This window comes from Alteromonas sp. ISO5 (assembly GCF_058105165.1).
Map to the genome: position 1 here is coordinate 3,565,430 of NZ_CM176572.1, position 24,740 is coordinate 3,590,169.

Here is a 24,740-nt window from a genome sequence, read left to right on the forward strand (position 1 = left end):
AGAAATCGAACCTGAAGCCGACATCAGGGTCGAAATGCACTACAATAGTAAAAATCTTGGATTGTGGTGGAAATTTGCTACTAAATCACGTAGAACAGGGTCGCAAAAGAGCAGACCACTTAGTGTCACAAAATCATTACCATATGCGGCACTAACGCAAAAGGATAATTATGAGAAGAGCAGTTATTACAGGGCTGGGTATTGTATCCAGTATCGGCACAAATCAAGAACAAGTTACCGCCTCACTCAAAGCAGGCAAATCTGGTATTACCTTTTCCGAAGAGTTTGCAGAAATGGGCCTGCGCAGCCAGGTGTGGGGCAATGTGGATATCGATTTTAAAGAACATATCGATCGCAAAGCCATGCGCTTCATGGGTGATGCAGCCGCCTATGCTTACGTTGCCATGCAACAGGCAGTCGCCGACAGCGGATTGGAAGCGAATGAGGTATCTAATATTCGCACCGGTATTGTTGCAGGCTCGGGCGGCGGTTCGTCGTTTAACCAGGTAGCGTCCGCAGACGTTATCAGAGAAAAAGGCATTAAGCGGGTAGGGCCATATATGGTTCCGCGTTGTATGGGATCTACTGTTTCTGCCTGTCTGGCCACGCCATTTAAAATTTTAGGTGTTAACTATTCCATTTCTTCCGCCTGTGCCACCAGTGCTCACTGTATTGGCCACGCGTCTGAATTGATTCAACTGAATAAGCAGGACGTGGTATTTGCCGGTGGCGGTGAAGAGTTAAGCTGGGCATTGTCTGGTCAGTTTGATGCTATGGGGGCGTTATCGACCAAATTTAATGACAACCCGGCAGCCGCATCCCGTACTTATGATGCCGATCGTGACGGTTTCGTCAGCTCTGGCGGCGGCGGTATGGTGGTGGTTGAAGAACTCGAACACGCGTTGGCTCGTGGCGCCACCATTTACGCAGAAGTGGTCGGTTATGGCGCGACCTCTGATGGTTACGACATGGTTGCACCATCCGGTGAAGGTGCGGTGCGTTGTATGCAAATGGCGCTGCAAGGCGTTGAAGGCCCAATCGATTATCTCAATACTCACGGTACGTCTACGCCTGTGGGCGATGTAAAAGAACTCGCCGCTATTCTGGAAGTCTTCGGGCAGTCCGGAGTGCCGCTGGCCTCTACCAAGTCGCTGACAGGCCATGCATTAGGTGCTGCCGGGGTTAACGAAGCTATCTACAGCCTGTTAATGATGAAGCACGGCTTTATCGCGCCTTCGATCAACATTGATAACCTTGACGAAGCGGCTGCTGGCCTTGACGTGGTAACCGCTACCCGTGAAGCCACACTGAACACTGTAATGTCTAACAGTTTCGGTTTTGGTGGTACCAATGCTTCGCTGGTAATGAAACGCTTCGAGAAATAAGCGCAATCAATCAGCCGGAGCGGACGCTCCGGCTGTTATTCCCATTTGTTGTTAAACCGCAATGAATAGGTTTTCGGTTCCTCGCGAACTTGCGATAAAATCCCATCCCATGAAAATACGTTACGAAAACTCACTGCCGCTGGCAGCGGAATATTTTAGTACCTTTGGTGAAGCGTCAGGTTACGATGTTGGCACGCTAACACCTGAGCAACTGGTCGACGTAGACGTACTGGCTGTACGTTCGACTACCCGGGTTACGGCTGAATTGCTTAATTGTGCTAACCGGCTAACCCTGGTCAGTACGGCCACGGCGGGTATTAATCATCTGGATACCCGATATCTGGACGCTCAGGGCATTCACTGGATGTCGGCAGCCGGGTGCAATGCACAGGCGGTGGCTGAGTATGTGTTAAGCGTGCTGTGTAATGCCCACCTTGAAGGCTTTTGCGATCTGCACAGTGCCCGGGTGGGTATTGTGGGAGCCGGGCATGTGGGCAGTGCATTAACGCGCTTACTTGACTCCCTGGGCATCGACTATCTGTTATACGATCCACCGCTGGCAGAGCAGGGGGATGACAGAGATTTTACAGACTGGCAGACAATTCTGACCTGTGATGTGATCACCTTGCATGTTCCCTTTGTACCGGACGGTGCTCACCCTACCGATAAGATGATTGATGCAGAGGTGCTGGCTCGTTTGAGCGCTAATCAACTGCTGATCAATGCTTGTCGTGGTGAGGTAATAGACGAAGTGGCGTTAAAGCAACGTTTAATAGCGAGCGATGGCCCTAAGGTGGTGCTGGATGTGTTTGCTAATGAGCCGGGTATTGATGACGATTTACTGCAGTATTTGTGGCTGGCGACACCACATATTGCCGGGCACAGCCTGGAAGGAAAATACTCGGGTACACAAATGGTGTATGAAGCCATTTGTCGGCTGGCCGGACAAACACCGGAGAAATCACTGGATGAATTTTTACCCGAACGGCCAAATTTGCACGTAGACCTTGAATTATACAGCGATCGAGGCGACAATCTCGCCCCCGCCATAGCACTCGTGCTGTCGGTATACGATGTAAAAGAAGACAATAATAATTTTCGTCAGGGGCTGGCAGGGCCAACGAGTTTTACTGCCATGCGAAAAGAGTACAGAGTTCGTCGCGAATTAGCCGGCCATACGGTGGAATGCTCGCTGCAACCGAACTCAGCGATTGCAACGCAACTTGCAAAATTAGGCTTTAACCTAAAATAACGACAGAACAGAAAAAGTCAGTTTTTTTAAAGGGCAGATACCTGCCAAGTTAGAGTATTAGGAGCTTAACCTACTATGTCACAAGCCTTTAACGTTGCCGTTCTTGGTGCCACCGGTCTGGTTGGTCAGACCATGATTGAAATTCTGGAACAACGGAAGTTTCCGGTTGCAAAACTGTATCCGTTAGCCAGTAAACGTTCTGCCGGCGGTACGATTACGTTTAAGGGCGAAGAAGTAGAAGTGCTGGATGCCGAAGAGTTCGACTGGACCCAGGTACAGTTTGGTTTCTTCTCTGCCGGTGGCAGTGTATCGGCTGAATTTGCTCCGCGCGCTGCGGAAGCTGGTTGTATCGTAATCGATAATACCTCACATTACCGTTATGAGCCGGACATCCCGCTGGTGATACCGGAAGTAAACGCCCATGCACTGGCGGATTTCCGTAACCGAAACATTATTGCAAACCCGAATTGTTCAACCATTCAGATGCTGGTGGCGTTAAAACCAATTCAGGACGCTGTAGGCATTGAGCGCATTAATGTGTGTACTTATCAGTCTGTTTCTGGCGCGGGTAAATCGGCGATGGAAGAACTGGCAAAGCAAACGGCCGATCTGTTGAGCTCGCGTGAAATCACGCCGGAAGCTTTCAGCCGCCAGATCGCCTTTAATGCTATCCCGCAAATCGATGTCTTCATGGACAACGATTACACCAAAGAAGAAATGAAGATGTCTTGGGAAACCAAGAAAATCATGGGTGATGATACCATTCTGGTGAACCCTACGGCGGTGCGTGTACCGGTGTTCTTTGGTCATGGTGAAGCCATCCACATTGAAACCCGTCAGCCAATTGATGCCGAAGAAGTGAAGCAACTGCTGGCCAACGCGCCGGGTGTAAAAGTTTATGAGGCACGCGAGGAATTCCCTACGCAGGTGAGCAGTGCCAGTGGCAATGACGAAGTCCACGTAGGGCGTATCCGCAACGATATCACGCATCCAAATGGTATCAACATGTGGGTCGTGTCTGATAACATCCGTAAGGGTGCGGCGACAAACAGTGTACAAATTGCCGAAGTATTGATTCGCGATTATTTGTAAGCTAACGCGCTGAGCGTTCTAAACTTATGACCAATTTGGTCGATAACACAAAAGCGGGCTGGTTCCCGCTTTTGTTGGTTTAAGCGTAGGATGCTTTTAGACTTAGGTCTATAAAAACGTCTTAAAGGTCATCAGCCTGCAACATTTTCTAGATCGACTCGGGCAACTGGTTTATATTTTAGTAAGTGTAAAGAGCCACAAATTGGCTGATAAAGGCTTACAACGAACAAGGTGAAATAAACCTGGCAAGGTTAATCACCAAGACCGTCCCCACAGCAGTTACGGGGGAGAAATTGCCAACATAACAACAAACAGGCCAGCCTTAGCGCGCTAATGTAAGGGCTGGCACCGCGGATGTGAACAGGGATGATGACATCCGGCACATGACGCTTGAGGGCAAAAAAGGAACGCTATGAAATTGCATTTAACCGGCTGCATACTACTGATGATGTTGATCAGCTTAGTCAGCGATCCGGTTGCCGCACAAAATACGCCTCTCAGAGGGCCAAAAGACGCCACAAACCAGTATTCTGGTGTAGTGTTTGGGCCTATCGACGGGAATGATACCCTGTGGCGGGTAGCCAGCCGCTATCGTCAGAATCCTAACCTGTCTATTTACCAGGTGATGGTGGCAATTTATGAGCTCAACCCGGACGCCTTTGAACAAAACAACCTGAATCTGATGGTTGACGGCGCCACCTTAAAACTGCCATCCGAACGCTATATTGCCCGTATAGACAGAGAAAAAGCCCGTCAGAAAGCCGAAGCCGATGACGCTGCCTTTGCCCGCATGGCCAATCAACCCGGCGATAGCCTGAATAACCTTAAGCCGCCGGTACCGTTGGTTAATCAGGATGATCTGACCCAAACCAAAACCCAACTGGAGCAACAGCTCAGTCAGATAGACGCCTCTCAGGCCCGCCAGTTTGAAGAACTGCGTGATCAATTCGCCACCTCCATCGACAGTGTTCAGATGTTGTTGGACGATAACCGTAAGCTTTACGAGCGCATCGAGAAAATCAATGAAGACCTGAGTGCCTTGCGCGGTCGCGTTGATGATGAAGTTGACGTGAAGGTTGATGAGCAGCTTGCATTGCAGCGCGAATTGCGTGAACTGATTTTAAGCGAAAAGGCAGCTAAAGAAGCAGAGCAGTCAAATTCGTTTATGCATGCCTTAACCAGCCCTATGGCGCTGATTGCCGGAACAGGCTTGTTAACGTTTTCTGCGATTGCCGGACTGATTGTCTGGCTAATGAAACGCAAATCAAAGCCAGAAGAAGAAATTACCCTGCCGCCAAAAGAAACTGCGCCTGAACCAGAGGAGGGTATTGCCGATCTGTCCACTGCACTGGAGTCTGAGTTTGGTGATGATGAACTGTCGGATGAAGAGCTGTTTAACGATGACGATCTGCTCGATGACGTGTTGTCGACGGAACTGGAAGAGTCACTTAATGACGACGACAGCTTTGCCGACCTGAACGATGACATGCTGGTGCCCGATGAGTCCAAAGAAGAGTCCTTCGAGGAGGGTGACTCCGCGCTGGATCAGGATGACCTCGATAGTCTGTTTGATGATGAATTCAGTAACCAGGAATCTGACGATGCTATCGATTTGTCAGATGACGATGACTTACTCGATAACTTCGACGAGGACGAAGGTAATGATGATCTGGCTGACTTTTCTGCAGAAGCCGGAGACGATGAACCTCAAGAGCCAGAGCAAACCTCAGACGAGGAGCTAGCCGCGCTGCTTGAAGACCCGGAGCAGGTCTATCAGTCTGAACCGTCCGCAGATGCCGAAGACGACAGCGGCGACATTACCGATGACGATGATATCGATGCCATTTTAGCGGCACAGCAAGGGGCCCCAGTTACCAGCGAATCCAATGAGACCGACGAGGAAGAAGTGCCGGAAATCTCAATCGATGATTTGCTGGAAGAAAATAAACTCAGTGAAGAAGATAAAGCCAACCTGCCGGTAGATGATGGTCCGGTAGGGGATGAAATGCTTGAAAAACTGGATGATGAAATCACCCAGCAGTCACAGGCTCTCGACCGTTTAACTGATAGTATTATTAGTGAGATGGATCAAATCGAAATGATGGGTGATTTGGCGGGCGATCTGGATGATGAAGATGACGACGATCTGCTGGACGACTCCATCGCACCTGAAAGTAGCGAGAGTGATGAGTCAAAGCTCCAGAGTCTCGATGAGATTACCGAAGATCTTGATGAAATAGATTTTGATAATATCGAAAATGCTGATGCTTTTGACGATCCGTTATCCGATGAGTTACTTGCTGAACTGGAAGCGGAGTTACCGGAAGAAGAAGACTCGACGGATGAACCTGCTGTGGCTGAATCAGGCGCAGAGGATTTTGATGAGTCGGAGTTTGAGCAGGAGGTCAATGACGACCTGACAGACGAATTACTAAAAGAGCTTGAAAGTGAGCTGGAAGAGGACGAAGCCGCTGAAGGTACCTCGCTTGATGCTGATGATTTCGATGAATCAGATGTTGAAGATGACCTGACCCGGGAGTTGCTCAGTGAGCTTGAACAAAGCAAAGATGACGACGATGTGGTGGCGGTTGAAGCTGATGAGTCACCTCTTACAGCGGATGAAGAGGAAACGCCTGACACTGATGAAGCCCTGGCGGAAGACAGTGATGATTTTGACGACCCGTTAACAGACGACCTGCTGGCAGAGTTGAGTGCCGACGAAGAAAAGGAAGCTGCCGAAAATGATGAACAAACCCAGGCGCTGACCGAAGAGTTGGATGAACTGGGTAGCGCGCAACCAACCTATAGCGGTGATGAGGACGTTGCGGTGGAAGATACCACCGAAGAAGAGCCGGAAGAAATGTCTGAAGAGATTGCGCCGGCGGTATCCGACATCGACACTGAAGAGCCAGAGCCAGAGCCAGAGCCAGAGCCAGAGCCAGAGCCAGAGCCAGAGCCAGAGCCAGAGCCAGAGCCAGAGCCAGAGTCGAATGGCGACTCCGACAATGGTGATGACCTGAACGATGACGCGTTAGAGCAAGCCCTCGCCGAATTTGATCGGCAGATGATGGATGACATTCCGTCGTTATCCGGTGAAACAGAATCGGTTGAGGCTGAGCAGTCGGACGATCTCGATGACGACATTCTCGATCAGGCGCTGCAAGATTTTGAGAACGAAATCGACAGTTTTGAGCTGGAACAAGAACAAGACGGCGTAATGCCTGGAGAGAGTGAAACGTCGGAAGAGACTTCCTCACGTCCTGGTGATTTCGATGAATTGGAGGATGTTCCGGGTCTTGATGAATGGCTTAACGACAGTGATTCTGGTGAAGAGGCCGCCATTTTGGATGAGCTGGATAACAGCGAATTTGACGAGCTGCTCGGCGCTATTGATAACGAGGACGAAGCTAAGCCGGAAGACGAAATCGAAGAACTGGCGCTGGATAACCCGGATCTTGACCTCAATGCGCTGTTCAGTGAGCAACCGGAAACCGCACAAGCGGAGTCCGCAAGCGCTGAAGAAGGTTCCCTGACTGAAGACGATTACGTAGACGTGGAAACCCTGATGGCGGACGCAGACGATGTGCCGGATGCAGAAGATGAAAGGGATTTGGACCTTGATGTTAGTTTGTCTGAGTTCAGTGGCGTGAGTGACGACGATGACGTGTTCGATATTGATAAAGACGCAGGTCAGAACGCTAATCTGGACCTTGCCCGTGTTTATATTGAAATGGATGATCCGGAAGCTGCCAAAGAGTTGCTTGAAGAAGTCATGAACAAAGGCTCTGAAGCGCAACAGGCAGAAGCCAAAAAACTCATCGAAACCTTGTAAAGCAGGCAATGTAATGGATAAGCCAGTGAGGAACTTTTTGTTCTGCGGGATGTTGCTGTGTTTTGCATGTGGCGCCTTTGCCAGACAGATTGACACATCATTACTGATTGGTACCTGGGGCAATTCTGAAGATGGCGGCAAAACCTTCTGGGGTTACGATAAATACCTGGAGGATGGCACGCTGGTATCGTGGGGCACTTATCCCGAAACTGACTTCACCTATAAAGTACGGGCTGACTATGACGTAAAGGTGAAGTTTGGCACCTTTTCCTGTCTTACTATTACCGAATCCAGCCCCATCGCCGACATCGTTGGCGAGTTCTGGTGTGATGAAATCATTGAACTTACCGCGCAAACGTTTACGTTTAAAAGTTCTGATGGTGAACTTACTACCCTCTACAGGGTACCCTTGCGCTGATTAATGAAAATGAGTTCTACCGGCTTGGACGGTGTTATCCCTAATCATAATTTTTCGGCAAGTCATGGCATCCGCATAGTTTACATTCTGTATTTAACGCAAACTAATTGTGGGAAATAAAACCTTAAATTATGGACGATGATTATAATGAAAAATACATTAGTCACGCTGTTGGCTGCGGCAATTGGTCTTACTGCCGTCGGGCTGGCATCGCCGCAATTAAATGCACGGCAGACGGTGCAAACCGAAGTACTCGACATCATTAAACAGGATGTCAGTTCATCCACTCTTTCTTATGATATTGTCGAATCCTTAACCACCGAAGTAGGCGCCAGAATGGTAGGCACGCCGGGTGCCGATACTGCAACAGCCTGGGCGGTGGCTAAAATGAAGTCCTTAGGTTTTGATAAAGTGTGGGTCGAAGAAAGCCAGGCGCAACTGTGGCAGCGCGGCGATCTGACCGCCAGCATCACCGCGCCTTATCCCCACAAGGTAGTGGCTATTGCATTGGGCGGTAGTGTCGGTACCAATGGCGCAACCATTAACGCCGAAGTGGCCTATTTTGACGATTTAACAGCGCTACAGGCCACGCCGGAAGGTAGCCTGAAAGGCAAAATTGCTTATGTGGGTTACCGGATGGAACGTCATATCGATGGCCATGGCTATGGCAAAGCAGTTGGGGCCAGAGTGGCAGGGGCCTCAGTTGCGGCTAAAAAGGGGGCGTTGGCGTTTATTATGCGCTCGGTCGGCACAGACACCGACCGCATTGGGCACACCGGGATGATGCGCTACGAAGAAGGTGTGGCAAAAATACCGGCGGTGGCGTTGTCTAATCCTGACGCGGATCTGCTGGAAAATATGTTACACCGTGAGCAGCCAGTCACGTTTTCACTAAACACCAGCGCCAGCGGCCCAACGGGTGACACGGTCACTATTGCTAATGTCATTGGTGAAGTTACCGGCGCTGAAAAGCCTGACGAGCTGATTACCCTGGGTGCCCATATTGATAGCTGGGATGTGGGGACGGGTGCTATCGATGATGGTATCGGCATTGGCATCGTGTTGGCGGCCGGGCATTACATTGCCGCAATGGAGCAGCGTCCGGCGCGAACTATTCGGGTTATTTTGTTTGCTGCCGAGGAAATTGGTCTGGTAGGTGTGCGCGATTATGTGGCACAACACGAAGCAGAAATGTCGCGGCATATGTTGGGTGCCGAATGGGATTTTGGTAACGGTCGTATTTATGAGCTGGAACCAGGAGTAGGGCCTGAAGCTCTGGCATCGGTGCGTGATTTTGCCAACTACCTGGCTCCTATGGGCGTTGGTTTAGCGAGTACTAATACCGCCAAAGGTCAGTCGGACATGAGCTTGCTGGGTAAAGCGGGGCAGCCGGCGTTTAACTTTGCGCCGGATGGCCTCGATTATTTCGACTTCCATCACACCGACAACGATACCCTTGATAAAGTGGATCAGGAAGCCCTGAAAGTGAATACCACCATATACACCTTGTTTGCCTGGTATGCCGCCAACAGTGGCGTGGATTTTCGCCAGTAAGCGCTAAATCCCGGGGCAGGGCCGACGCTTTGCCCCGGCTCTTGCCGGTAAATAGTTATCTGCGATGATTATCCTGATTGCCGAACGGCCTCGCTTTACGTAAACTTACGCGCCTCATAGCAACGCAAAGCAACAGAAGACATGACCAGAATAGCCCTTGGTATTGAATATGATGGTGCCCAGCACTTTGGCTGGCAACGACAGCAGGAAGTGCCCAGTGTGCAGGGCTATTTAGAAAAAGCGCTGTCGACAGTAGCCAATACAACTATTGAGGTACAGTGCGCCGGACGAACCGATGCAGGTGTACACGCTACCGGTCAGGTAGTGCACTTCGACTGTGATGTGGCGCGGCCGCTTAAAGCCTGGACTATGGGCGTAAATGCTAATTTACCAGACTCCGTGGCGGTGAAGTGGTGCAGTGAGGTAAGCGACGATTTTCACGCGCGGTTTTCGGCTACTGGCAGGCGTTATCGCTACATTATCTATAACCATAAAATGCGCCCTGCAATTTTGCACCATGGCGTAACCCATGTGCATCGTGATTTGAACGAAAAACGCATGCATGAGGCGGCTCAGGCCTTACTGGGTGAACAGGACTTTAGTGCCTTCAGAGCATCTCTTTGTCAGTCTAAAACACCTTTTCGCAACGTTACTAAAGTGACCGTTACCCGTCAGGGGTGTTATGTGATTGTGGATATTAGTGCCAATGCATTCTTGCATCATATGGTGCGAAATATCGTCGGGTCGCTGGTTGAGATTGGCAGTGGTCATCAGCCCCTCGACTGGATTGCTACTTTGCTGGCTGGCAAAGACCGCACTCAAGCAGCGGCAACGGCTAAACCCAATGGTTTGTATCTGGTGGATGTGGACTATCCCGCCGCCTTCGGGTTGCCGCGTTCAGTACTTGGTCCGCTGTTTCTGCCGGATAATTAAACGCAGATGAGTTATCTGGCAGCTCATTGATGACATTAACAGCACAATTCATTAGGCCATACCAATAAACCCGTTTATACGTATAAATATTCGTACTTCTTAGACCAGTTTTATTTTTCGCTATTGCGTTGAATATGCTCTAATATGTCGCCATATGCGGATATAATCCATCGTTTATTATTTCATCATCCTGTACCGGGCACGAACAAGTATAAAAAGCCGGGGTTTGCAGGCTAGCTAAAAGGACATCTCTGGCATGAGCTGGATACAAAAAATTCTTCCAAAGACACAAACTTCCACCAAAGGTAACGTTCCTGAAGGTATATGGACGAAATGTAATAGCTGCCAGGCCGTGCTGTATAAGCAGGATCTGGAAAAGCAACTGGAAGTTTGTCCGAAATGTGACAACCATATGCGTATTGGTGCCCGTCGTCGACTGGATGCGTTCCTCGATGCGGGTGATCGCCAGGAGCTGGCTGGTGACCTTGAGCCGCAGGACGTGCTGAAGTTTAAAGACTCCAAGCGCTATAAAGATCGTATTACAGCTGCCCAGAAGTCGACTAACGAGAAAGATGCGTTAATCGTGATGCAGGGTAAATTGAAAGGCATGCCGATTGTCGTTGCCAGTTTTGAGTTTGCGTTTATGGGCGGCTCTATGGCGTCGGTTGTTGGCGCTCGTTTTGTCGCGGGGGTGAATGCGGCCATTGCCGCTAATTGCCCGCTGGTGTGTTTTTCTGCCAGTGGTGGTGCGCGGATGCAGGAAGCATTACTGTCACTGATGCAAATGGCCAAAACCTCAGCGGCCCTGGCCAAGCTGAGCGAGAAAGGCTTGCCGTATATTTCTGTGATGACAGACCCGACCATGGGCGGGGTATCAGCAAGTCTGGCCATGCTGGGAGACATCAACGTGGCAGAACCTAAAGCACTGATTGGTTTTGCCGGCCCTCGTGTTATTGAGCAGACCGTACGTGAAAAATTGCCTGAAGGCTTCCAGCGCAGTGAATTTTTGCTGGAGAAAGGCGCTATCGACATGATTGTGGATCGCCGCGAAATGCGCGATAAACTGCACGGTGTTCTGGCTAAATTACATCGCCCTGATTAACTCAGGGCTTTTTATTTCCTATGCGTAAAACTCTGTTGCAATGGCTCGATTATCTTGAGTCCATTCATCCCAGCGCCATTGATATGGGTCTGGATCGTGTAAACGAAGTGGCGCAACGACTTAACATTCGTTTCGATTCACGGGTGATTACTGTTGGTGGTACCAATGGTAAGGGCACCACGTCTGCGCTGATTGAAAACGCCTTGCTCCTTGAGGGGCAGTCAGTGGGCGTATACAGCTCGCCGCATTTACTCGACTACCGGGAACGTGTTCGTATTAATGGCGCGTTACCCGAAGCCGCGGCCTTTTGTGATGCTTTTGAACGAGTAGAACAGGCCCGTGGCAATATCACTTTAACTTACTTTGAATTTGGCACGCTGGCCGCCATGCTGATGATGATGGCGGCAAAACTCGATGTGGTAGTGCTTGAGGTAGGTCTTGGTGGCCGGCTTGATGCCACCAATATTATTCCTCCGGATTGCGCGGTGATAACCAGTATTGGCCTTGATCACCAGGACTGGCTGGGCGATACGCGGGAAAAGATCGCCGTGGAAAAGGCCGGTATTATTCGCCATGGCGGTAAAGTGGTGATCGGCGAACCTGAGCCACCCGACACCTTACGCGATGCGGTTGAGGCCCTGAATGCCGATGCCTGGTGGCGTAATGACGAGTTTAGCATTGCTCGCAGTACCGATGGTAATGTTACCTTTAAGGCCGCAGAGCAAGCGCTTACACTTACCGATACCGCAATTCCGCTGAACAATGTTGCCACCGCGCTGGCCGTGCTCAAACATGCTGGTTTTACCGTCAGTGATACGTCCATGCAACAGGCTGTTGCCAACACCCGGTTGCCCGGGCGTCGTCAACGGATTGTCGCACAGCCGGCTACTTATCTGGATGTGGGTCATAACCCCCAGGCCACTGAATCACTCGCGGAGTGGCTCGATAGCAAAACATTTGCGCAGTTACATATTGTGGTGGCGATGCTTAACGACAAAGCGCCAGCAGCGTCGCTGGCACCTTTTAAGCGTTTCGCGCCGCACTGGTACCTGGCGGCCACGCATGGTCCTCGCGGATTAGCAGCAGAAAAACTGGCGGCAGCCGCGGAAAATACTCAGCGGCGCTTGTTCCCGGCCGTGACCGAAGCTTATGAAGCTGCACGTCAGGATGCACAGAGCGAAGATCTTATTTTAGTCGTTGGCTCTTTTCATACAGTTGCAGATATCCTGGCGTTACCGCACAATACACAAAACTCATAACAGGATCACAGGTAGTGGCGGCAGCGTTAAAGAACAGGTTGGTAGGCACTGTTATTTTGGTAGCAGTGGCAGTTATCATTTTGCCAGATATGTTGGATGGTAAAAAGTCCAGCAATGGTGACGTGTTTGTTAATGTACCAGCAGCACCAGCGAAGAAACCCATTGTTAATCCCGAACCATTTCCCAACGAGAGGGTAGTTGCTTCAGCGCAAAGGCCAGTTGAAATTGTTAACGAAAAACCGGTTGATAAGCCTGAGCAAAATGCCGAGGTTGCGACCGGGACAAATAGCAACACAACGGCACAGGTAAACAACTCACCTAATGATGATTTGGCCCGCCAGACCGTGGTGGAAGCGCCGAAAGAATCAGAGCAAAATAACAGCTGGGTGATCCAGCTTGGCAGTTTCAGGCATCAGAAAAACGTTAAACAATTACTCGATAAACTGGAAAATGCGGGTTATCGGGCGTTTAGTCGGCCAATAGAAACCAGTTCGGGGCCGTTAACCAAAGTCTTTGTGGGACCCAACCTAAACAAACGGGAACTGGATGGGGCATTATCACACCTTCAGGAACTGACCGGCTTACGAGGTAAAGTAACCCGCTTTAACGTAAATAGTTAAACCAACAGGCACACTCAGGACAGAATAGTTGACAACCAGTGACTGCATAAAATTTCGGCACTGGTAATCAGGCAGACTTCTGGTAGAATGCGCGCGAATTTGATGCGATGCTGTTTAGACAACCTCCATGGTGACTTTACGCATCGTTAACAGGACGGGTAAGAATCTTCAAATGAATTGGCTGGATTACACGATTATAGGTGTGATAGCGCTTTCCACGCTAATTAGTCTGGTGCGTGGCTTTGTGAGAGAAGCTATTTCACTGGCAGTCTGGTTTGCCGCCATGTTTGTCGCCAGTCAGTTCTATGCCGACCTGGCCGTCTATTTTACGCGCATCAGTGACGAACTTATCCGTAACGGCGCGGCCATCGCTACTCTCTTTGTGGCGACTTTATTGTTGGGAGCCTTGCTGAATTACACCATCAGCCAACTGGTTCAGGTAACCGGTTTGTCTGGCACCGACAGAGCACTTGGCGCAGTTTTTGGTGCATTGCGCGGTATTCTGATAGTCAGTGCGCTATTATTTTTCCTGGATACGTTTACGCCTTCAGCCTCATCAGACTGGTGGGATGAATCGGTTCTTGTACCGGAATTTGCAATTATTATTGAGTGGTTTTTTAGTTACGTAAAAGACAGCTCCAGTTTTTTAACTCCCGCTTAAATAGGTAACCTACATGTGTGGTATTGTCGGAATAGTTGGTAAAACACCAGTTGCTCAGTCGCTCTATGACTGTTTAACCGTTTTACAACACCGTGGTCAGGATGCGGCTGGTATCATGACGATCGACAACGGTGTATTTAATCTGCGTAAAGACAATGGACTGGTTCGGGACGTGTTTCACACCCGTCATATGAAGCGCCTCACAGGGAATATGGGAATTGGCCATTGTCGCTATCCCACGGCTGGTTCTTCCAGTTCGGCAGAAGCTCAGCCGTTTTATGTAAACTCTCCCTTCGGGATGGCGTTTGCGCACAATGGCAACCTGACCAATGCCCTCGACTTACAAATCGAAGTCGCAAAGATAGCCCGCCGGCATATCAATACCACATCAGACTCAGAGATTCTGATGAACATTTTTGCCCACGAGTTATCACAGCGCACTACCGGACTGACTGTGTCGCCAAAAGATATTTTTGAGGTTGTCACCAATGTTCATAATAAAGCACGTGGTGCTTATGCCTGTGTGGCGGCAATCATTGGTCTTGGGGTAGTGGCTTTTCGCGATCCCAATGGCATTCGTCCCCTGGCGCTGGGTAAGCGCATTACCGAAATGGGTGAAGAATACATGGTTGCCTCTGAGAGTGTTGCATTGGATGCAGTGGGCTTTCAGTTTATTCGTGACGTAGCACCGGGCGAAGCCGTATTTATTACTGAAGCGGGCGAGTTATTTACCCAACAGTGTGCCCAGGCGCCACTGACTTCGCCGTGTATTTTTGAATTTGTTTACTTTGCCCGTCCTGACTCGTTCATCGATGGTATTTCAGTGTACGCCTCACGCGTTAACATGGGTAAGAAACTCGGTGAAAAAATTGCCCGCGAGTGGGCAGATCTGGATATTGACGTAGTAATACCAATTCCGGAAACCTCCATGGATGTGGCGCTTCAAATTGCGATTACTCTTGATTTACCCTATCGTCAGGGCTTCGTGAAAAACCGCTATATTGGCCGCACGTTTATTATGCCCGGCCAGACTCAGCGTAAGAAATCGGTACGCCGTAAGCTGAACGCAATTTCGTCTGAGTTTAAAGGTAAGAATGTTCTGTTGGTCGATGACTCAATTGTTCGTGGCACCACTTCCGGCCAAATCATCGAGATGGCGCGTGAGTCGGGCGCGAAGAAGGTGTATTTTGCCTCTGCAGCACCTGAAATTCGTTTCCCTAATGTGTATGGTATTGATATGCCATCAGCTAACGAGTTGATTGCTTATGGCCGCGAGATTGACCAGATTTCCGATCTTATCCAGGCCGACGGTCTGATTTTCCAGGATATCTCAGATCTGGTCGCAGCAGTTCAGCACGAAAATCCGCAGATTTCACGGTTTGAAACGTCAGTTTTCGATGGTAATTATATTACCGGCGACGTAGACCAGGCGTACTTGGAACGTATTGATGCAGCCCGTAACGATCAGGCCAGAAAGGCGCCGGTCGTTCAGGCTGAATTATCTAACCTGGATATGCATAACTTCGAAGCGTAAGTTAGTTTGCAGAGACTAAAAAGCCGTTCATATGAACGGCTTTTTATTGCTCTGAAAACGTGTATTAGTGCATGTAGATAGGGCCCAGACCCATGCTCCATAAAATCACTGAACTCGCCATCAGGATGACTAACAGCACCAGACCGCATGTAACCACCGAGCTCGAATAGATAAAGCCTTTTTCTTCTGGTATGTGCATCATAATTGGTACACCGGAATACAACAGGTAAATCGAATAGGATAACCCTACCAGGCCAACTGACATAATAAACCATAATTCGGGATACAGTCCGGCGAAGCCAACCATAAACAATGGCGTTGCAGTATACGCTGCCAGTTCAAGAGACTGACTGTACGTAGGTGAGGTATCAAACGCTTTTGCCAGTTCATGCATCAGGGCGGCTAGTGCAACAACTCCGGCAATCAGGCCAAAATACATTGCGACACTCATGGCCAGAGCGCTTTGCTGGGTGAGTTTGATGAGCTCACCTGCGCCAAAACTCCAGCCTAAATGAGCCGCCGAGTAGTAGCCCACAATGGCTGGGATCAGTGCAATGATGGCTATGTGACTTAACGCGTAAAAGTAGTTTTCGTGGCGTTTATCAATAGTTTGCCATTCTTCTTTTGGATGGGTGTATATACCCCACAGGTGGTTCAGGATCATAATCTTTCCCTCAGTGCTGACAATGTTTTTAATTTGTTATTTATTTAACAAATAGTAAACATTTTTCAGTTTTATCCAAAGCGAAAACTAAGTCAATATATTTTGGTGATAAATTAAACAGAGCAGGACAAAATCCGCAGCCGGTAAAGTGAGGGCGGTTAAGGTCGGTTGTTTTCTGCCACACCCGATGGTTTGAGGTATAGCATGAATAAGGCCAGCAGCAGACTCATCGCATAGATTGATGTGGCACTGCCGAGCAAGAAGACATGCAACTGAACACTGGCTTCAAGTAACTGTGGAAAACTGGACTTGAGGTGACTGATACCCTTAATTTCTGCCGCCAGGATAAACGCGCCTTCAAACGTGCCGCTGCCTGCTACTCCGTGGATGGGTAACACTGATGATAGATCAGCTCCAACAATGCCCAATAACGCGGTATGGAACGACAATCCCGATATGCCTAACACAATTAAAACAAACGCCGTTAGCTTACTCAGCCAGGAACAGAGTGTCAGCACTGCGATGGTAAAATAGGTTCTCCCCGATGCGGGAAGTTGTATGAGTGTGTCCCTGATTTTAACCAGTACCGGTTGATGGCTATGGCGAAGTAATCGCAGGGCAAGCAATTTAAGCAGTTCACTATACCTGATCACAATGATAAACAGTCCGGAAATGGTGAGCGATAATACAGGTACGTCTCGCCATAACAGCACCACTCCGCCAATGCAAAGCAGACTAAGTAAATCCAGTAACCTGAACATAAGAAGATGCAGTGAGGCAGTTAGCATAGGTACATTAAATTGCGCTTTCATAAAAATAGGGAAGCTGGCTTCGCCGGTGCGCATGGGCATCAGGATATTCAGGATATTATGGGTTAGTGACAGTTTAAACAGTTCAGCAAAGTGTCCTTTTATTGCCAGACTCATCTGAATTCGCCAGGTGCGCAGCATATAGGACACTACCATTAATGCCATTGCAGCCCATAAATAATGGCCTGGTAAATGATTAAAGCCACGCACAATGGCATGCCAGCCAACAAAATAATCAACTCCGGTAATCGTTAGAATTAGCAATACTAAGGCCAAGAAGATATGAATAGTGTGCTTCATCAATATTACTACTTCAACGAGTTAAGTCATTGGCCAGATGATTTTCCAGATTACCGATACTATATCTGAAAACCTCGGTAGCCATGAATATTTCTCAATTACCGGAAGATTATACTTTATGGGACTAATTTCAGTAGCGCACGGTGTGATAAACTATCCTGGTTTGTTGTTAACCATACCGACATAAGGTCAGAGAATTTCAGGTGAATGAATTATTATCACCCATTAATGCATTTTTAAAGTGCCCCACGCCACAGAGCTGGATAGACGAGGCCACGAAACGGGATAACCTGCCTGTAGTGTTACTTGATCATCTGGTTTGCGAACTTAAAGCAGCACAATCTGCGATGTACCTGATCCGCAAATATGCTGTTGATAAAGAAAGTGGTGAGGCGTTGCTCGCCTGGTTAAAGCCTTTCGAGGATTTCACCTATCGTAAGCAAGGCGATTGGCGTGAACTGGCCAACCACGAAAAACTTCACAAGTCCATGATGCCTAAATCCGGCGCGCCATATAGTCAGGATCTCATTGATAAAATGATCATGCTGATTAAAGAAGAGCTGCACCATTTTTATCAGGTGCTGGAAATCATGGATGAATATGGCATCACCTACGAGTCGGTGGGATCCAGTCGATATGCCCGGGGGATGCTACGTCATGTGCGCACCTATGAGCCGCAGGCGCTTATCGATAAATTGATTTGTGGTGCCTACATTGAAGCCCGTTCCTGCGAGCGCTTTGCCGCTTTAGCCCCGCACGTTGATAAGCGGCTAGGGGATTTTTACGTATCGTTACTGCGTTCTGAAGCCAGGCATTACCAGGATTACCTCACCCTCGCAGAAGACATTGCTGGCGCTGATATTTCTGAGCGGGTGGTATTTTTCGGCGAGGTAGAAGCTAAGCTGATAGCCTCGCCGGATGAGGATTTTAAGTTTCACAGTGGTGCCCCTACAATAAAAAAATAGTTTATATAAATTTTCAGTCTCTCCTATATTTAACCGAATAAAATTTTAAGCAGGCAAATGGCACATGTTTTGGTTTGTGCCATACTGAGTTGAAGTATTTCTATAGTCCGGTTATCCATGTTCAATCAGAAACTGAAAACGGAAATTGTCAACCTGCAAGCCGAGCTTGTGCAATATAAACGCGCGTCAGACAACCTTAAACAAGATCTATTGCACTGGCAGTTAACGCCCGGCGGCGTGATACAAACATGCGGAAGTAAAAATGAAAGTGTATTCGGCTCTCGCTCAGGCAGATTAATCGGCGAGCCATTTATAGCAATCGTTGCCGACAACGAGCATAAATCCAAATCCTTGCGCAATTTGTCTGATGCCATTCAAAATCACCATCACTGGTCCGGTAGTATCAATTTGAAAGCTGAGGATTCTCACGCTTCAGTGCAGCTCATTGTTCAGCCGCATTTTTCAGCTCAGGGGGGGTGTGATCATCTGGATGTACTTGGTTCTCGTTTGGCCGTGGACACTTATTCTTCAGAGAGTAATGAAGACATTCTTGAGGCGCTTGATCGTTCTATGGCCATCATTGAGTTTGAACCGTCCGGGGTGATCCTGAAAGCCAATTCCTTATTTTTGCAAACCACCGGCTATTCACTGGATGAAATTCGCGGTAAACATCACCGTATTTTTTGTCCAAAGGAGGTGACTGACGACCCTGATTATCAGACAACCTGGGATGCACTGGCCCGTGGCAAGTTTATTTCCGGACGCTTTCAGCGGGTCGATAAACACGGTAATGCGGTATGGCTTGAAGCATCCTACAACCCGGTGATAAATGATGACGGAAAAGTATACAAAGTCATTAAATTTGCCAGTAATGTCACCCAACAGGTGGACAATGAACGCCGGGTAAAAGAGGCGGCGGAGTTGGCGTCCTCGATGTCTGCTGAAACCGGTGCGCAGGCAGATAGAGGGCAGCAGCTAATGACAGAAACCGTGGCGTCATTGGTCTCACTCACTGAACAAATGACTAAAGCCTCATCTGAAATAAGTGAACTGGAGCAACAATCCACAGAGCTGAATAAAATGGTCAGTGCCATTAGCGCGATTGCAGACCAAACCAATTTGCTGGCACTTAATGCTGCTATCGAAGCCGCCAGGGCCGGCGATCAGGGCAGGGGATTTGCAGTGGTTGCTGATGAAGTGCGCGAGTTGGCGTCACGCACTACCGAATCGACCAAAGAAATCATGGCCGTCTTTTCACGCAACGACCAGTCAACCAAACACGCTGTAAATACCATAAAACAAGGGCTGGATACGCTCAGCGAAGTGGCCGGGAGTGTTGAGGAAACGAAGGCATCGATGAGTGAAATCGCTACGGGTTCCAAAAAAATCATCAGTGCTGTCGATAGATTAGCCAGGCATTAGGACTAACGGTTAAGTGCTTTAACTCCTGGTTGTTGGCTTTTTGATACCGGTACAACATAACGGGTGGCCAGCCAGCTTTCATCGGTGCGTTTCACCAGCACTACTTTATCACCGCTATGCAGGCGTTCGCTGGCTTCCATTGCCTGAACGGTAATCGTTAGCAACCGGTGGTTTTTGTCAAATACCGTTGCACGGACCTTGTCACCAAGAAACTCGCTATGGTCAATAATGGTGGCAATGCGCCCGGCAAATTCTTCACGGGCTCGCAGGCTGTTATAACTGCGTAAATGTGGTGCCAGATGGTGAATCACTACGGCAGTAGTCATGGCTGCCACCACCAGAGTAACTGTGAACAATACGGCCTGAGGGGCATACGCATGCCAGTAGGCAAAGTACAACCGCTGGATAAGCATGCCACTGATACCGAAAGTGATCAAAAACACCATAAACCAGAATACCATTGTTACTTCGTATAACCGTAGGGTGTGCGGTATAAAGTGATAGCGACTGGGCACCGACTGAGCGCAGAGCTGCGGCATATCAAGTAAACCAAAAAACGATTTGCCGCGCAGCAGAAACAGGCTTTCTATAGTACACAGCATCAACCCAACGATAATGGGAACGCTGTAAATAAAATACGCCTGGGTAAACAGAAATATCGACATTGTCCCCTTCCCTGATGTCGAGGTCGTCCTAAACAGAATGGTGCCGAGACCGTATAACCAACACGACACCTCGTTTGGTTATAGCACATCAGTAGTAAACCGCCAGTTCGACTATACCACTAAGGTCTTGTTGTCGGGTATCTGTCAGCTGGTTAGACTCTGAGTTTTAGTAATCTGGAATAGTGCAGATGGCGATCAGTAAAGGTTATAAAACATTGCTCGATGAAGCGATGGAGCAAATAAAAACAATCCCGTTAGAAGAAGCCCGGGAGCTGTACGAGTTAAGTGAAGCCTGTTTCATTGATATCAGAGATATTCGTGAATTAGAGCGCGACGGTATGATACCTGAGGCGGTTCATGCGCCGCGGGGCATGCTGGAGTTCTGGGTTGACCCTGACAGCCCATATTACCGGGAAGTGTTTGGTCAGTCTGGTCTGTTGATTCTGTACTGTCAATCTGCCTGGCGATCTGCGCTGGCCACTCTAACGCTTCAACAGATGGGGATGGATAATGTTTGTCACTTAGAAGGCGGATTTAAAAACTGGATGGGGGCAGGCCTGCCGATTGCCGAAAAGCGTGCTGTAAGCCACTAGCGAATCAATCTGTTATTTTTGAAAACTGTCGCTTTTCCAGTCGCACATCTACCGGACTAACCCTTAATACACTGCCCTGAGTATACCAGTCGCCTACCACAATGCGGTGGGCGGGTTTGCCGTTAACGGTTAAAGAGTGAATGTTCGGCCGGTGAGTGTGGCCATGGATGAGCTGCTGAACGTTGTGTTTTACCATTACGTAAACCACTTCATCGGGGGTAACATCCATAATTTCAGCAGTGAGGTTCTGTTGGTTTTTCTGACTGGTTTTGCGCCCACGTTTAGCCAGTTTGCGGCGTAACCATAGCGGTAGAGCACCTACCAGGCGCGGCCACCACCACCCTCGGGCTTTTTTCCGGAATTTCTGATATTCGATATCCAGCGTGCACAATTCATCGCCGTGTAACAGCAAGGTTGGCGTACCGTACAGGTCAATCACCTGTTGTTCCGGGAGCAGGGTCATTCCCGCCTTTGTGGTCCAGCCTTCACGGATAGCAAAGTCGCGATTACCGTGAATAAAATACACCGGCGTAGTCGCCGATAATGCCTTAAAAGCACTGGCTACACGTTCAGACAGAGGTGTAACATCGTCATCACCCAACCAGAACTCAAACAGGTCGCCGAGCACGTAGAGCGCTTCTGCCTGTGGGGCATCCTGCTCCAGAAAGGTTAATAAACACTCGGTGATATCGGCACGCTCAGCGCTTAAATGTATGTCTGCAATAAAATAAGTAAACGGCATTAAATATTAGCTTTTAGGCATTAAAAAGGGAGCCTGCAGACTCCCCGTAGCGTGTTAGCAATCAGGCTGCACTGTGCAGATTATTCACTAATCACTGCTTTTTCGATGATAACAGCTTCAACCGGCACATCCTGATGATAACCGTAATTGCCTGTTTTTACATTTTTAATTTTTTCAACGACATCCATACCTTCGGTTACTTTACCGAATGCACAATAGCCCCAGCCATTCATGCTCTCGCTGGAAAAGTTGAGAAAGTCGTTGTCTTTCACATTAATGAAAAACTGCGCAGTGGCTGAGTGCGGATCGTTAGTACGTGCCATCGCGATAGTGCCGGCTTCGTTAGCAACACCATTGTTCGCTTCATTTTCGATAGGCGCTTTGGTTTCTTTTTGCTCCATATCCGGTGTCATCCCGCCGCCCTGGATCATAAAGCCATCAATCACACGGTGAAAAATGGTGTTGTCGTAAAAACCGTCTTGCACATAAGACAGAAAATTCTCAACCGTTTTCGGTGCTTTATCGGCATACAACTCCAGGGTAATGTCGCCGTGATTTGTTTTAAACGTCACCATAGTATTTAACCTTACCTTAATTTAGTTTTTGGCTATATAGGCCGCTAATGGTAGCCCAAATGCCAGAATGCGAAAACCCCTCTGAAGGACCTAATTGTTTATTCCCCTGAAAATGCGGTTATAACTGCTGGCAGAGCGTGGTCAGACGGTAATTACAGTGCTAAACTTCGCCACCCAAACTGGTTAATGAGGAAAATAGGATATGTTGCAACTGTTTAACACCAAAACCCGTCAGAAAGAGCGTTTTCAGCCGCTGGTAGAAGGGAAGGTGGGACTCTATGTTTGTGGCATAACTGTATATGACCTCAGCCACATGGGCCATGCCCGTACGTATCTCAGTTTTGATGTCCTGGTACGTTATCTGCGCCATCTCGATTACGATGTGAAGTACGTGCGTAACATCACCGACGTGGACGATAAAATTATCGCCCGGGCCAATGAAAACGGCGAAACAACCGAAGCGCTCACCGAGCGTACCATTGCCATGATGCACGAAGATTTTGCCGCGTTGAATCTGGTTAAGCCGGATGTCGAACCGCGGGTCACCGGGCACATGAATGAGATTATCGACGTTATTGAAAAGCTCGTGGCTAAAGGTTATGCCTATCAGGCTGCAAGCGGCGATGTATTGTTTGATGTCAGTAAATTTGACCAATACGGCAAACTGAGTCGGCAGAATCTGGAGCAATTACAATCTGGTGCGCGAGTTGAAGTAGCAGCGGGTAAAGATGATCCGCTGGACTTTGTGTTGTGGAAAAGCGCCAAACCGGGCGAGCCTGCCTGGGCTTCACCCTGGGGTGAAGGTCGTCCTGGCTGGCATATAGAATGTAGCGCCATGAACCATAAGCACCTTGGCGAGCACTTTGATATTCACGGCGGAGGCTCGGATTTAATTTTCCCACACCATGAAAATGAAGTAGCGCAATCCTGCTGTGCATTCGACACGCCCTATGTGAATACCTGGATGCATACTGGCATGGTACAGGTAAACGACGAGAAGATGTCGAAATCTCTGGGGAACTTCTTTACCTTGCGGGATGTGTTGGCAGAACACGATGCTGAAATACTCCGTTTCTTTTTAATGTCGGCCCATTATCGTAGTCAGCTGAGTTATTCCCAGGATAATATCGACCAGGCTAAATCGGCTCTTGAGCGACTTTACACTGCGCTGCGCGGTGTGAAAGTAGACAGCGTAACTGACTTAAGTTATGGCGGATACCTCGAACGTTTTGAACAGGCAATGAATGATGATCTGAATGTGCCGGAAGCCTATTCAGTATTGTTTGATTTGGCCCGCGATTTAAATAAACATAAATCACAGGGCGATGCCGGTACGGAAGAAGTCGGCAAGCTTGCTGCAGTGTTAAAAGGTATTGGTGGTATTCTTGGCTTTCTACAGCGTGATCCGGAAGCTTTTATGCAGTCGGGCAATGACGATGACGTAGCGGAAATCGAAGCGCTTATCAAAGCGCGCAATGATGCTCGCGCAGCCAAAGACTGGGGCGCAGCCGATGCGGCGCGCGACAAGCTTACAGCCATGGGCATTGTGCTGGAAGACGGCGCTGGCGGTACGACCTGGCGCCGCCAGTAACGCAAAAGGTTGATTAGTCAATTTGTCATCCCGGAGTTTGCGTGGCAAGTATCCGGGATCGCCAAACCTGATATCGAGGAGCTTACACAACAGCCTCTGATAACTTCCTGATCAAACCTCCACAATCAACAATAATGTCGCTGCGGTGGCGGCGCCCATCACCAGGTTAAAACCTCTTTGCCGACGTGGGTTATTCAGCCACACCCGTAACTTTGCCCCAGTGCCCGCCCAGAGTGAAATTGCTGGTAACCCGAGCAGTGCAAAGGCCAGCATAATTATCGCGCCGGATTCAGCGTAGTCATTACCGGGTAAGCTAAACGTGCTCACACTGCCCAGTGCCATCATCCACGCTTTGGGATTTACAAACTGAAATAACGCTGCCTGCCACCAGGTGAAAGGTTGTGTTGCCCGGCCATTATCAATGTTGATGCCGGTAACCGGACCTGAGGCAATTTTGAAAGCCAGCCAGAGTAAGTACGCCGCACCGGCAACATTCAGCACTGAGTACATTACCGGATAAAGCTGAAACAGCATACCCAGCCCCAACAGTACACTCAGCAACAACATGGACACACCAAACACGATGCCCAGCATGTGCGGTAACGTACGGGTAAATCCAAACTGTGCCCCTGATGCCAGCAGCATCATGTTATTCGGTCCGGGAGTGACGGAAGTAATAAAGGCAAAGGTAGCTATGCCCAGCAAGAGTGAGGTTTCCATAAAAATGCGTCCTGAAAAGTCAGTGATTAAATTAACGTTACAGCACAGGCTG

Annotated in this window: 22 protein-coding genes; 16 read left to right on the forward strand and 6 right to left on the reverse strand. The window is 48.9% G+C overall.

Going from position 1 to position 24,740, the window contains the following annotated elements; all coding sequences use genetic code 11:
- Positions 1-170 precede the first annotated feature (170 nt).
- The 12 genes from fabB (at position 171) to purF (ending at position 15,642) form a co-directional block, all read left to right on the forward strand.
- Positions 171-1,385, forward strand: a complete 1,215-nt coding sequence (fabB, locus tag AC2T0J_RS16005; RefSeq protein ID WP_489806773.1) for a beta-ketoacyl-ACP synthase I — start codon at positions 171-173, stop codon at positions 1,383-1,385.
- A gap of 109 nt (positions 1,386-1,494) precedes the next feature.
- Positions 1,495-2,637 (forward strand): 4-phosphoerythronate dehydrogenase, encoded by a 1,143-nt coding sequence (locus tag AC2T0J_RS16010; protein WP_489806774.1) that lies wholly within the window; start codon positions 1,495-1,497, stop codon positions 2,635-2,637.
- A 75-nt stretch (positions 2,638-2,712) separates the two neighbouring features.
- Complete coding sequence (locus AC2T0J_RS16015; RefSeq protein WP_489806775.1) at positions 2,713-3,729, forward strand: aspartate-semialdehyde dehydrogenase; 1,017 nt, start codon at positions 2,713-2,715, stop codon at positions 3,727-3,729.
- A gap of 412 nt (positions 3,730-4,141) precedes the next feature.
- Entirely contained in the window at positions 4,142-7,561 is a 3,420-nt protein-coding gene (locus AC2T0J_RS16020; RefSeq protein WP_489806776.1) for a FimV/HubP family polar landmark protein, read from the forward strand.
- Positions 7,562-7,574: 13 nt separating this feature from the next.
- Positions 7,575-7,979 (forward strand): hypothetical protein, encoded by a 405-nt coding sequence (locus AC2T0J_RS16025; protein ID WP_489806777.1) that lies wholly within the window; start codon positions 7,575-7,577, stop codon positions 7,977-7,979.
- Positions 7,980-8,126: 147 nt separating this feature from the next.
- On the forward strand, positions 8,127-9,533 hold the full coding sequence (locus AC2T0J_RS16030; protein WP_489806778.1) for a M28 family peptidase: 1,407 nt from the start codon (positions 8,127-8,129) through the stop codon (positions 9,531-9,533).
- A gap of 141 nt (positions 9,534-9,674) precedes the next feature.
- Positions 9,675-10,466, forward strand: a complete 792-nt coding sequence (truA, locus tag AC2T0J_RS16035; protein ID WP_489806779.1) for a tRNA pseudouridine(38-40) synthase TruA — start codon at positions 9,675-9,677, stop codon at positions 10,464-10,466.
- Between the two features lie 256 nt (positions 10,467-10,722).
- Complete coding sequence (gene accD / locus AC2T0J_RS16040; RefSeq protein ID WP_489806780.1) at positions 10,723-11,568, forward strand: acetyl-CoA carboxylase, carboxyltransferase subunit beta; 846 nt, start codon at positions 10,723-10,725, stop codon at positions 11,566-11,568.
- Positions 11,569-11,588: 20 nt separating this feature from the next.
- Positions 11,589-12,827 carry a bifunctional tetrahydrofolate synthase/dihydrofolate synthase gene (folC, locus tag AC2T0J_RS16045; RefSeq protein WP_489806781.1) on the forward strand — a complete coding sequence of 413 codons (1,239 nt, stop codon included), beginning with the start codon at positions 11,589-11,591 and terminating at the stop codon, positions 12,825-12,827.
- 14 nt (positions 12,828-12,841) lie between these two features.
- Entirely contained in the window at positions 12,842-13,447 is a 606-nt protein-coding gene (locus AC2T0J_RS16050; protein ID WP_489806782.1) for an SPOR domain-containing protein, read from the forward strand.
- 172 nt (positions 13,448-13,619) lie between these two features.
- Positions 13,620-14,108, forward strand: coding sequence for a CvpA family protein (locus AC2T0J_RS16055; protein WP_489806783.1), 489 nt, complete (start codon positions 13,620-13,622; stop codon positions 14,106-14,108).
- A gap of 13 nt (positions 14,109-14,121) precedes the next feature.
- A complete protein-coding gene (gene purF, locus AC2T0J_RS16060) occupies positions 14,122-15,642 on the forward strand; it encodes an amidophosphoribosyltransferase (RefSeq protein ID WP_489806784.1) in 1,521 nt (506 codons plus the stop codon).
- A gap of 64 nt (positions 15,643-15,706) precedes the next feature.
- On the opposite strand, the gene AC2T0J_RS16065 is transcribed toward purF, so the two are convergent.
- Both AC2T0J_RS16065 and AC2T0J_RS16070 read right to left on the reverse strand, forming a co-directional pair.
- Positions 15,707-16,306, reverse strand: a complete 600-nt coding sequence (locus AC2T0J_RS16065) for a Yip1 family protein (RefSeq protein WP_489806785.1) — start codon at positions 16,304-16,306, stop codon at positions 15,707-15,709.
- A 158-nt stretch (positions 16,307-16,464) separates the two neighbouring features.
- Positions 16,465-17,415: a lysylphosphatidylglycerol synthase domain-containing protein gene (locus tag AC2T0J_RS16070; RefSeq protein ID WP_489806786.1), complete on the reverse strand. Its 951-nt coding sequence runs from the start codon at positions 17,413-17,415 to the stop codon at positions 16,465-16,467.
- A 203-nt stretch (positions 17,416-17,618) separates the two neighbouring features.
- Here AC2T0J_RS16070 and miaE point away from each other — a divergent pair, with 203 nt between their 5' ends.
- A complete protein-coding gene (gene miaE / locus AC2T0J_RS16075; RefSeq protein ID WP_489806787.1) occupies positions 17,619-18,380 on the forward strand; it encodes a tRNA isopentenyl-2-thiomethyl-A-37 hydroxylase MiaE in 762 nt (253 codons plus the stop codon).
- 117 nt (positions 18,381-18,497) lie between these two features.
- The gene (locus AC2T0J_RS16080; protein WP_489806788.1) at positions 18,498-19,802 is read left to right on the forward strand and encodes a methyl-accepting chemotaxis protein; all 1,305 of its coding nucleotides are present in this window, start codon (positions 18,498-18,500) and stop codon (positions 19,800-19,802) included.
- Between the two features lie 2 nt (positions 19,803-19,804).
- On the opposite strand, the gene AC2T0J_RS16085 is transcribed toward AC2T0J_RS16080, so the two are convergent.
- On the reverse strand, positions 19,805-20,467 hold the full coding sequence (locus tag AC2T0J_RS16085; protein WP_489806789.1) for a hypothetical protein: 663 nt from the start codon (positions 20,465-20,467) through the stop codon (positions 19,805-19,807).
- A gap of 188 nt (positions 20,468-20,655) precedes the next feature.
- Here AC2T0J_RS16085 and AC2T0J_RS16090 point away from each other — a divergent pair, with 188 nt between their 5' ends.
- Entirely contained in the window at positions 20,656-21,060 is a 405-nt protein-coding gene (locus tag AC2T0J_RS16090; protein ID WP_489806790.1) for a rhodanese-like domain-containing protein, read from the forward strand.
- A gap of 4 nt (positions 21,061-21,064) precedes the next feature.
- Here the strand turns inward: AC2T0J_RS16090 and lpxH are convergent, their stop codons facing one another.
- The gene (gene lpxH, locus AC2T0J_RS16095) at positions 21,065-21,802 is read right to left on the reverse strand and encodes a UDP-2,3-diacylglucosamine diphosphatase (RefSeq protein ID WP_489806791.1); all 738 of its coding nucleotides are present in this window, start codon (positions 21,800-21,802) and stop codon (positions 21,065-21,067) included.
- 80 nt (positions 21,803-21,882) lie between these two features.
- Positions 21,883-22,377: a peptidylprolyl isomerase gene (locus tag AC2T0J_RS16100; protein ID WP_105935762.1), complete on the reverse strand. Its 495-nt coding sequence runs from the start codon at positions 22,375-22,377 to the stop codon at positions 21,883-21,885.
- 202 nt (positions 22,378-22,579) lie between these two features.
- On the opposite strand from AC2T0J_RS16100, the gene cysS reads away from it, so the two are divergent.
- Positions 22,580-23,968, forward strand: coding sequence for a cysteine--tRNA ligase (gene cysS / locus AC2T0J_RS16105; protein ID WP_489806792.1), 1,389 nt, complete (start codon positions 22,580-22,582; stop codon positions 23,966-23,968).
- A 111-nt stretch (positions 23,969-24,079) separates the two neighbouring features.
- Here the strand turns inward: cysS and AC2T0J_RS16110 are convergent, their stop codons facing one another.
- Positions 24,080-24,688: a LysE family translocator gene (locus AC2T0J_RS16110; RefSeq protein ID WP_489806793.1), complete on the reverse strand. Its 609-nt coding sequence runs from the start codon at positions 24,686-24,688 to the stop codon at positions 24,080-24,082.
- Positions 24,689-24,740: the final 52 nt, after the last annotated feature.

Bases quoted from the DNA above. Each gene is read 5' to 3' on its own strand.
- fabB (WP_489806773.1), top strand. From the start codon at position 171: ATGAGAAGAGCAGTTATTACAGGGCTGGGTATTGTATCCAGTATCGGC.
- AC2T0J_RS16010 (WP_489806774.1), top strand. From the start codon at position 1,495: ATGAAAATACGTTACGAAAACTCACTGCCGCTGGCAGCGGAATATTTT.
- AC2T0J_RS16015 (WP_489806775.1), top strand. From the start codon at position 2,713: ATGTCACAAGCCTTTAACGTTGCCGTTCTTGGTGCCACCGGTCTGGTT.
- AC2T0J_RS16020 (WP_489806776.1), top strand. From the start codon at position 4,142: ATGAAATTGCATTTAACCGGCTGCATACTACTGATGATGTTGATCAGC.
- AC2T0J_RS16025 (WP_489806777.1), top strand. From the start codon at position 7,575: ATGGATAAGCCAGTGAGGAACTTTTTGTTCTGCGGGATGTTGCTGTGT.
- AC2T0J_RS16030 (WP_489806778.1), top strand. From the start codon at position 8,127: ATGAAAAATACATTAGTCACGCTGTTGGCTGCGGCAATTGGTCTTACT.
- truA (WP_489806779.1), top strand. From the start codon at position 9,675: ATGACCAGAATAGCCCTTGGTATTGAATATGATGGTGCCCAGCACTTT.
- accD (WP_489806780.1), top strand. From the start codon at position 10,723: ATGAGCTGGATACAAAAAATTCTTCCAAAGACACAAACTTCCACCAAA.
- folC (WP_489806781.1), top strand. From the start codon at position 11,589: ATGCGTAAAACTCTGTTGCAATGGCTCGATTATCTTGAGTCCATTCAT.
- AC2T0J_RS16055 (WP_489806783.1), top strand. From the start codon at position 13,620: ATGAATTGGCTGGATTACACGATTATAGGTGTGATAGCGCTTTCCACG.
- purF (WP_489806784.1), top strand. From the start codon at position 14,122: ATGTGTGGTATTGTCGGAATAGTTGGTAAAACACCAGTTGCTCAGTCG.
- AC2T0J_RS16065 (WP_489806785.1), bottom strand. From the start codon at position 16,306: ATGATCCTGAACCACCTGTGGGGTATATACACCCATCCAAAAGAAGAA.
- AC2T0J_RS16070 (WP_489806786.1), bottom strand. From the start codon at position 17,415: ATGAAGCACACTATTCATATCTTCTTGGCCTTAGTATTGCTAATTCTA.
- AC2T0J_RS16080 (WP_489806788.1), top strand. From the start codon at position 18,498: ATGTTCAATCAGAAACTGAAAACGGAAATTGTCAACCTGCAAGCCGAG.
- AC2T0J_RS16085 (WP_489806789.1), bottom strand. From the start codon at position 20,467: ATGTCGATATTTCTGTTTACCCAGGCGTATTTTATTTACAGCGTTCCC.
- AC2T0J_RS16090 (WP_489806790.1), top strand. From the start codon at position 20,656: ATGGCGATCAGTAAAGGTTATAAAACATTGCTCGATGAAGCGATGGAG.
- lpxH (WP_489806791.1), bottom strand. From the start codon at position 21,802: ATGCCGTTTACTTATTTTATTGCAGACATACATTTAAGCGCTGAGCGT.
- AC2T0J_RS16100 (WP_105935762.1), bottom strand. From the start codon at position 22,377: ATGGTGACGTTTAAAACAAATCACGGCGACATTACCCTGGAGTTGTAT.
- cysS (WP_489806792.1), top strand. From the start codon at position 22,580: ATGTTGCAACTGTTTAACACCAAAACCCGTCAGAAAGAGCGTTTTCAG.
- AC2T0J_RS16110 (WP_489806793.1), bottom strand. From the start codon at position 24,688: ATGGAAACCTCACTCTTGCTGGGCATAGCTACCTTTGCCTTTATTACT.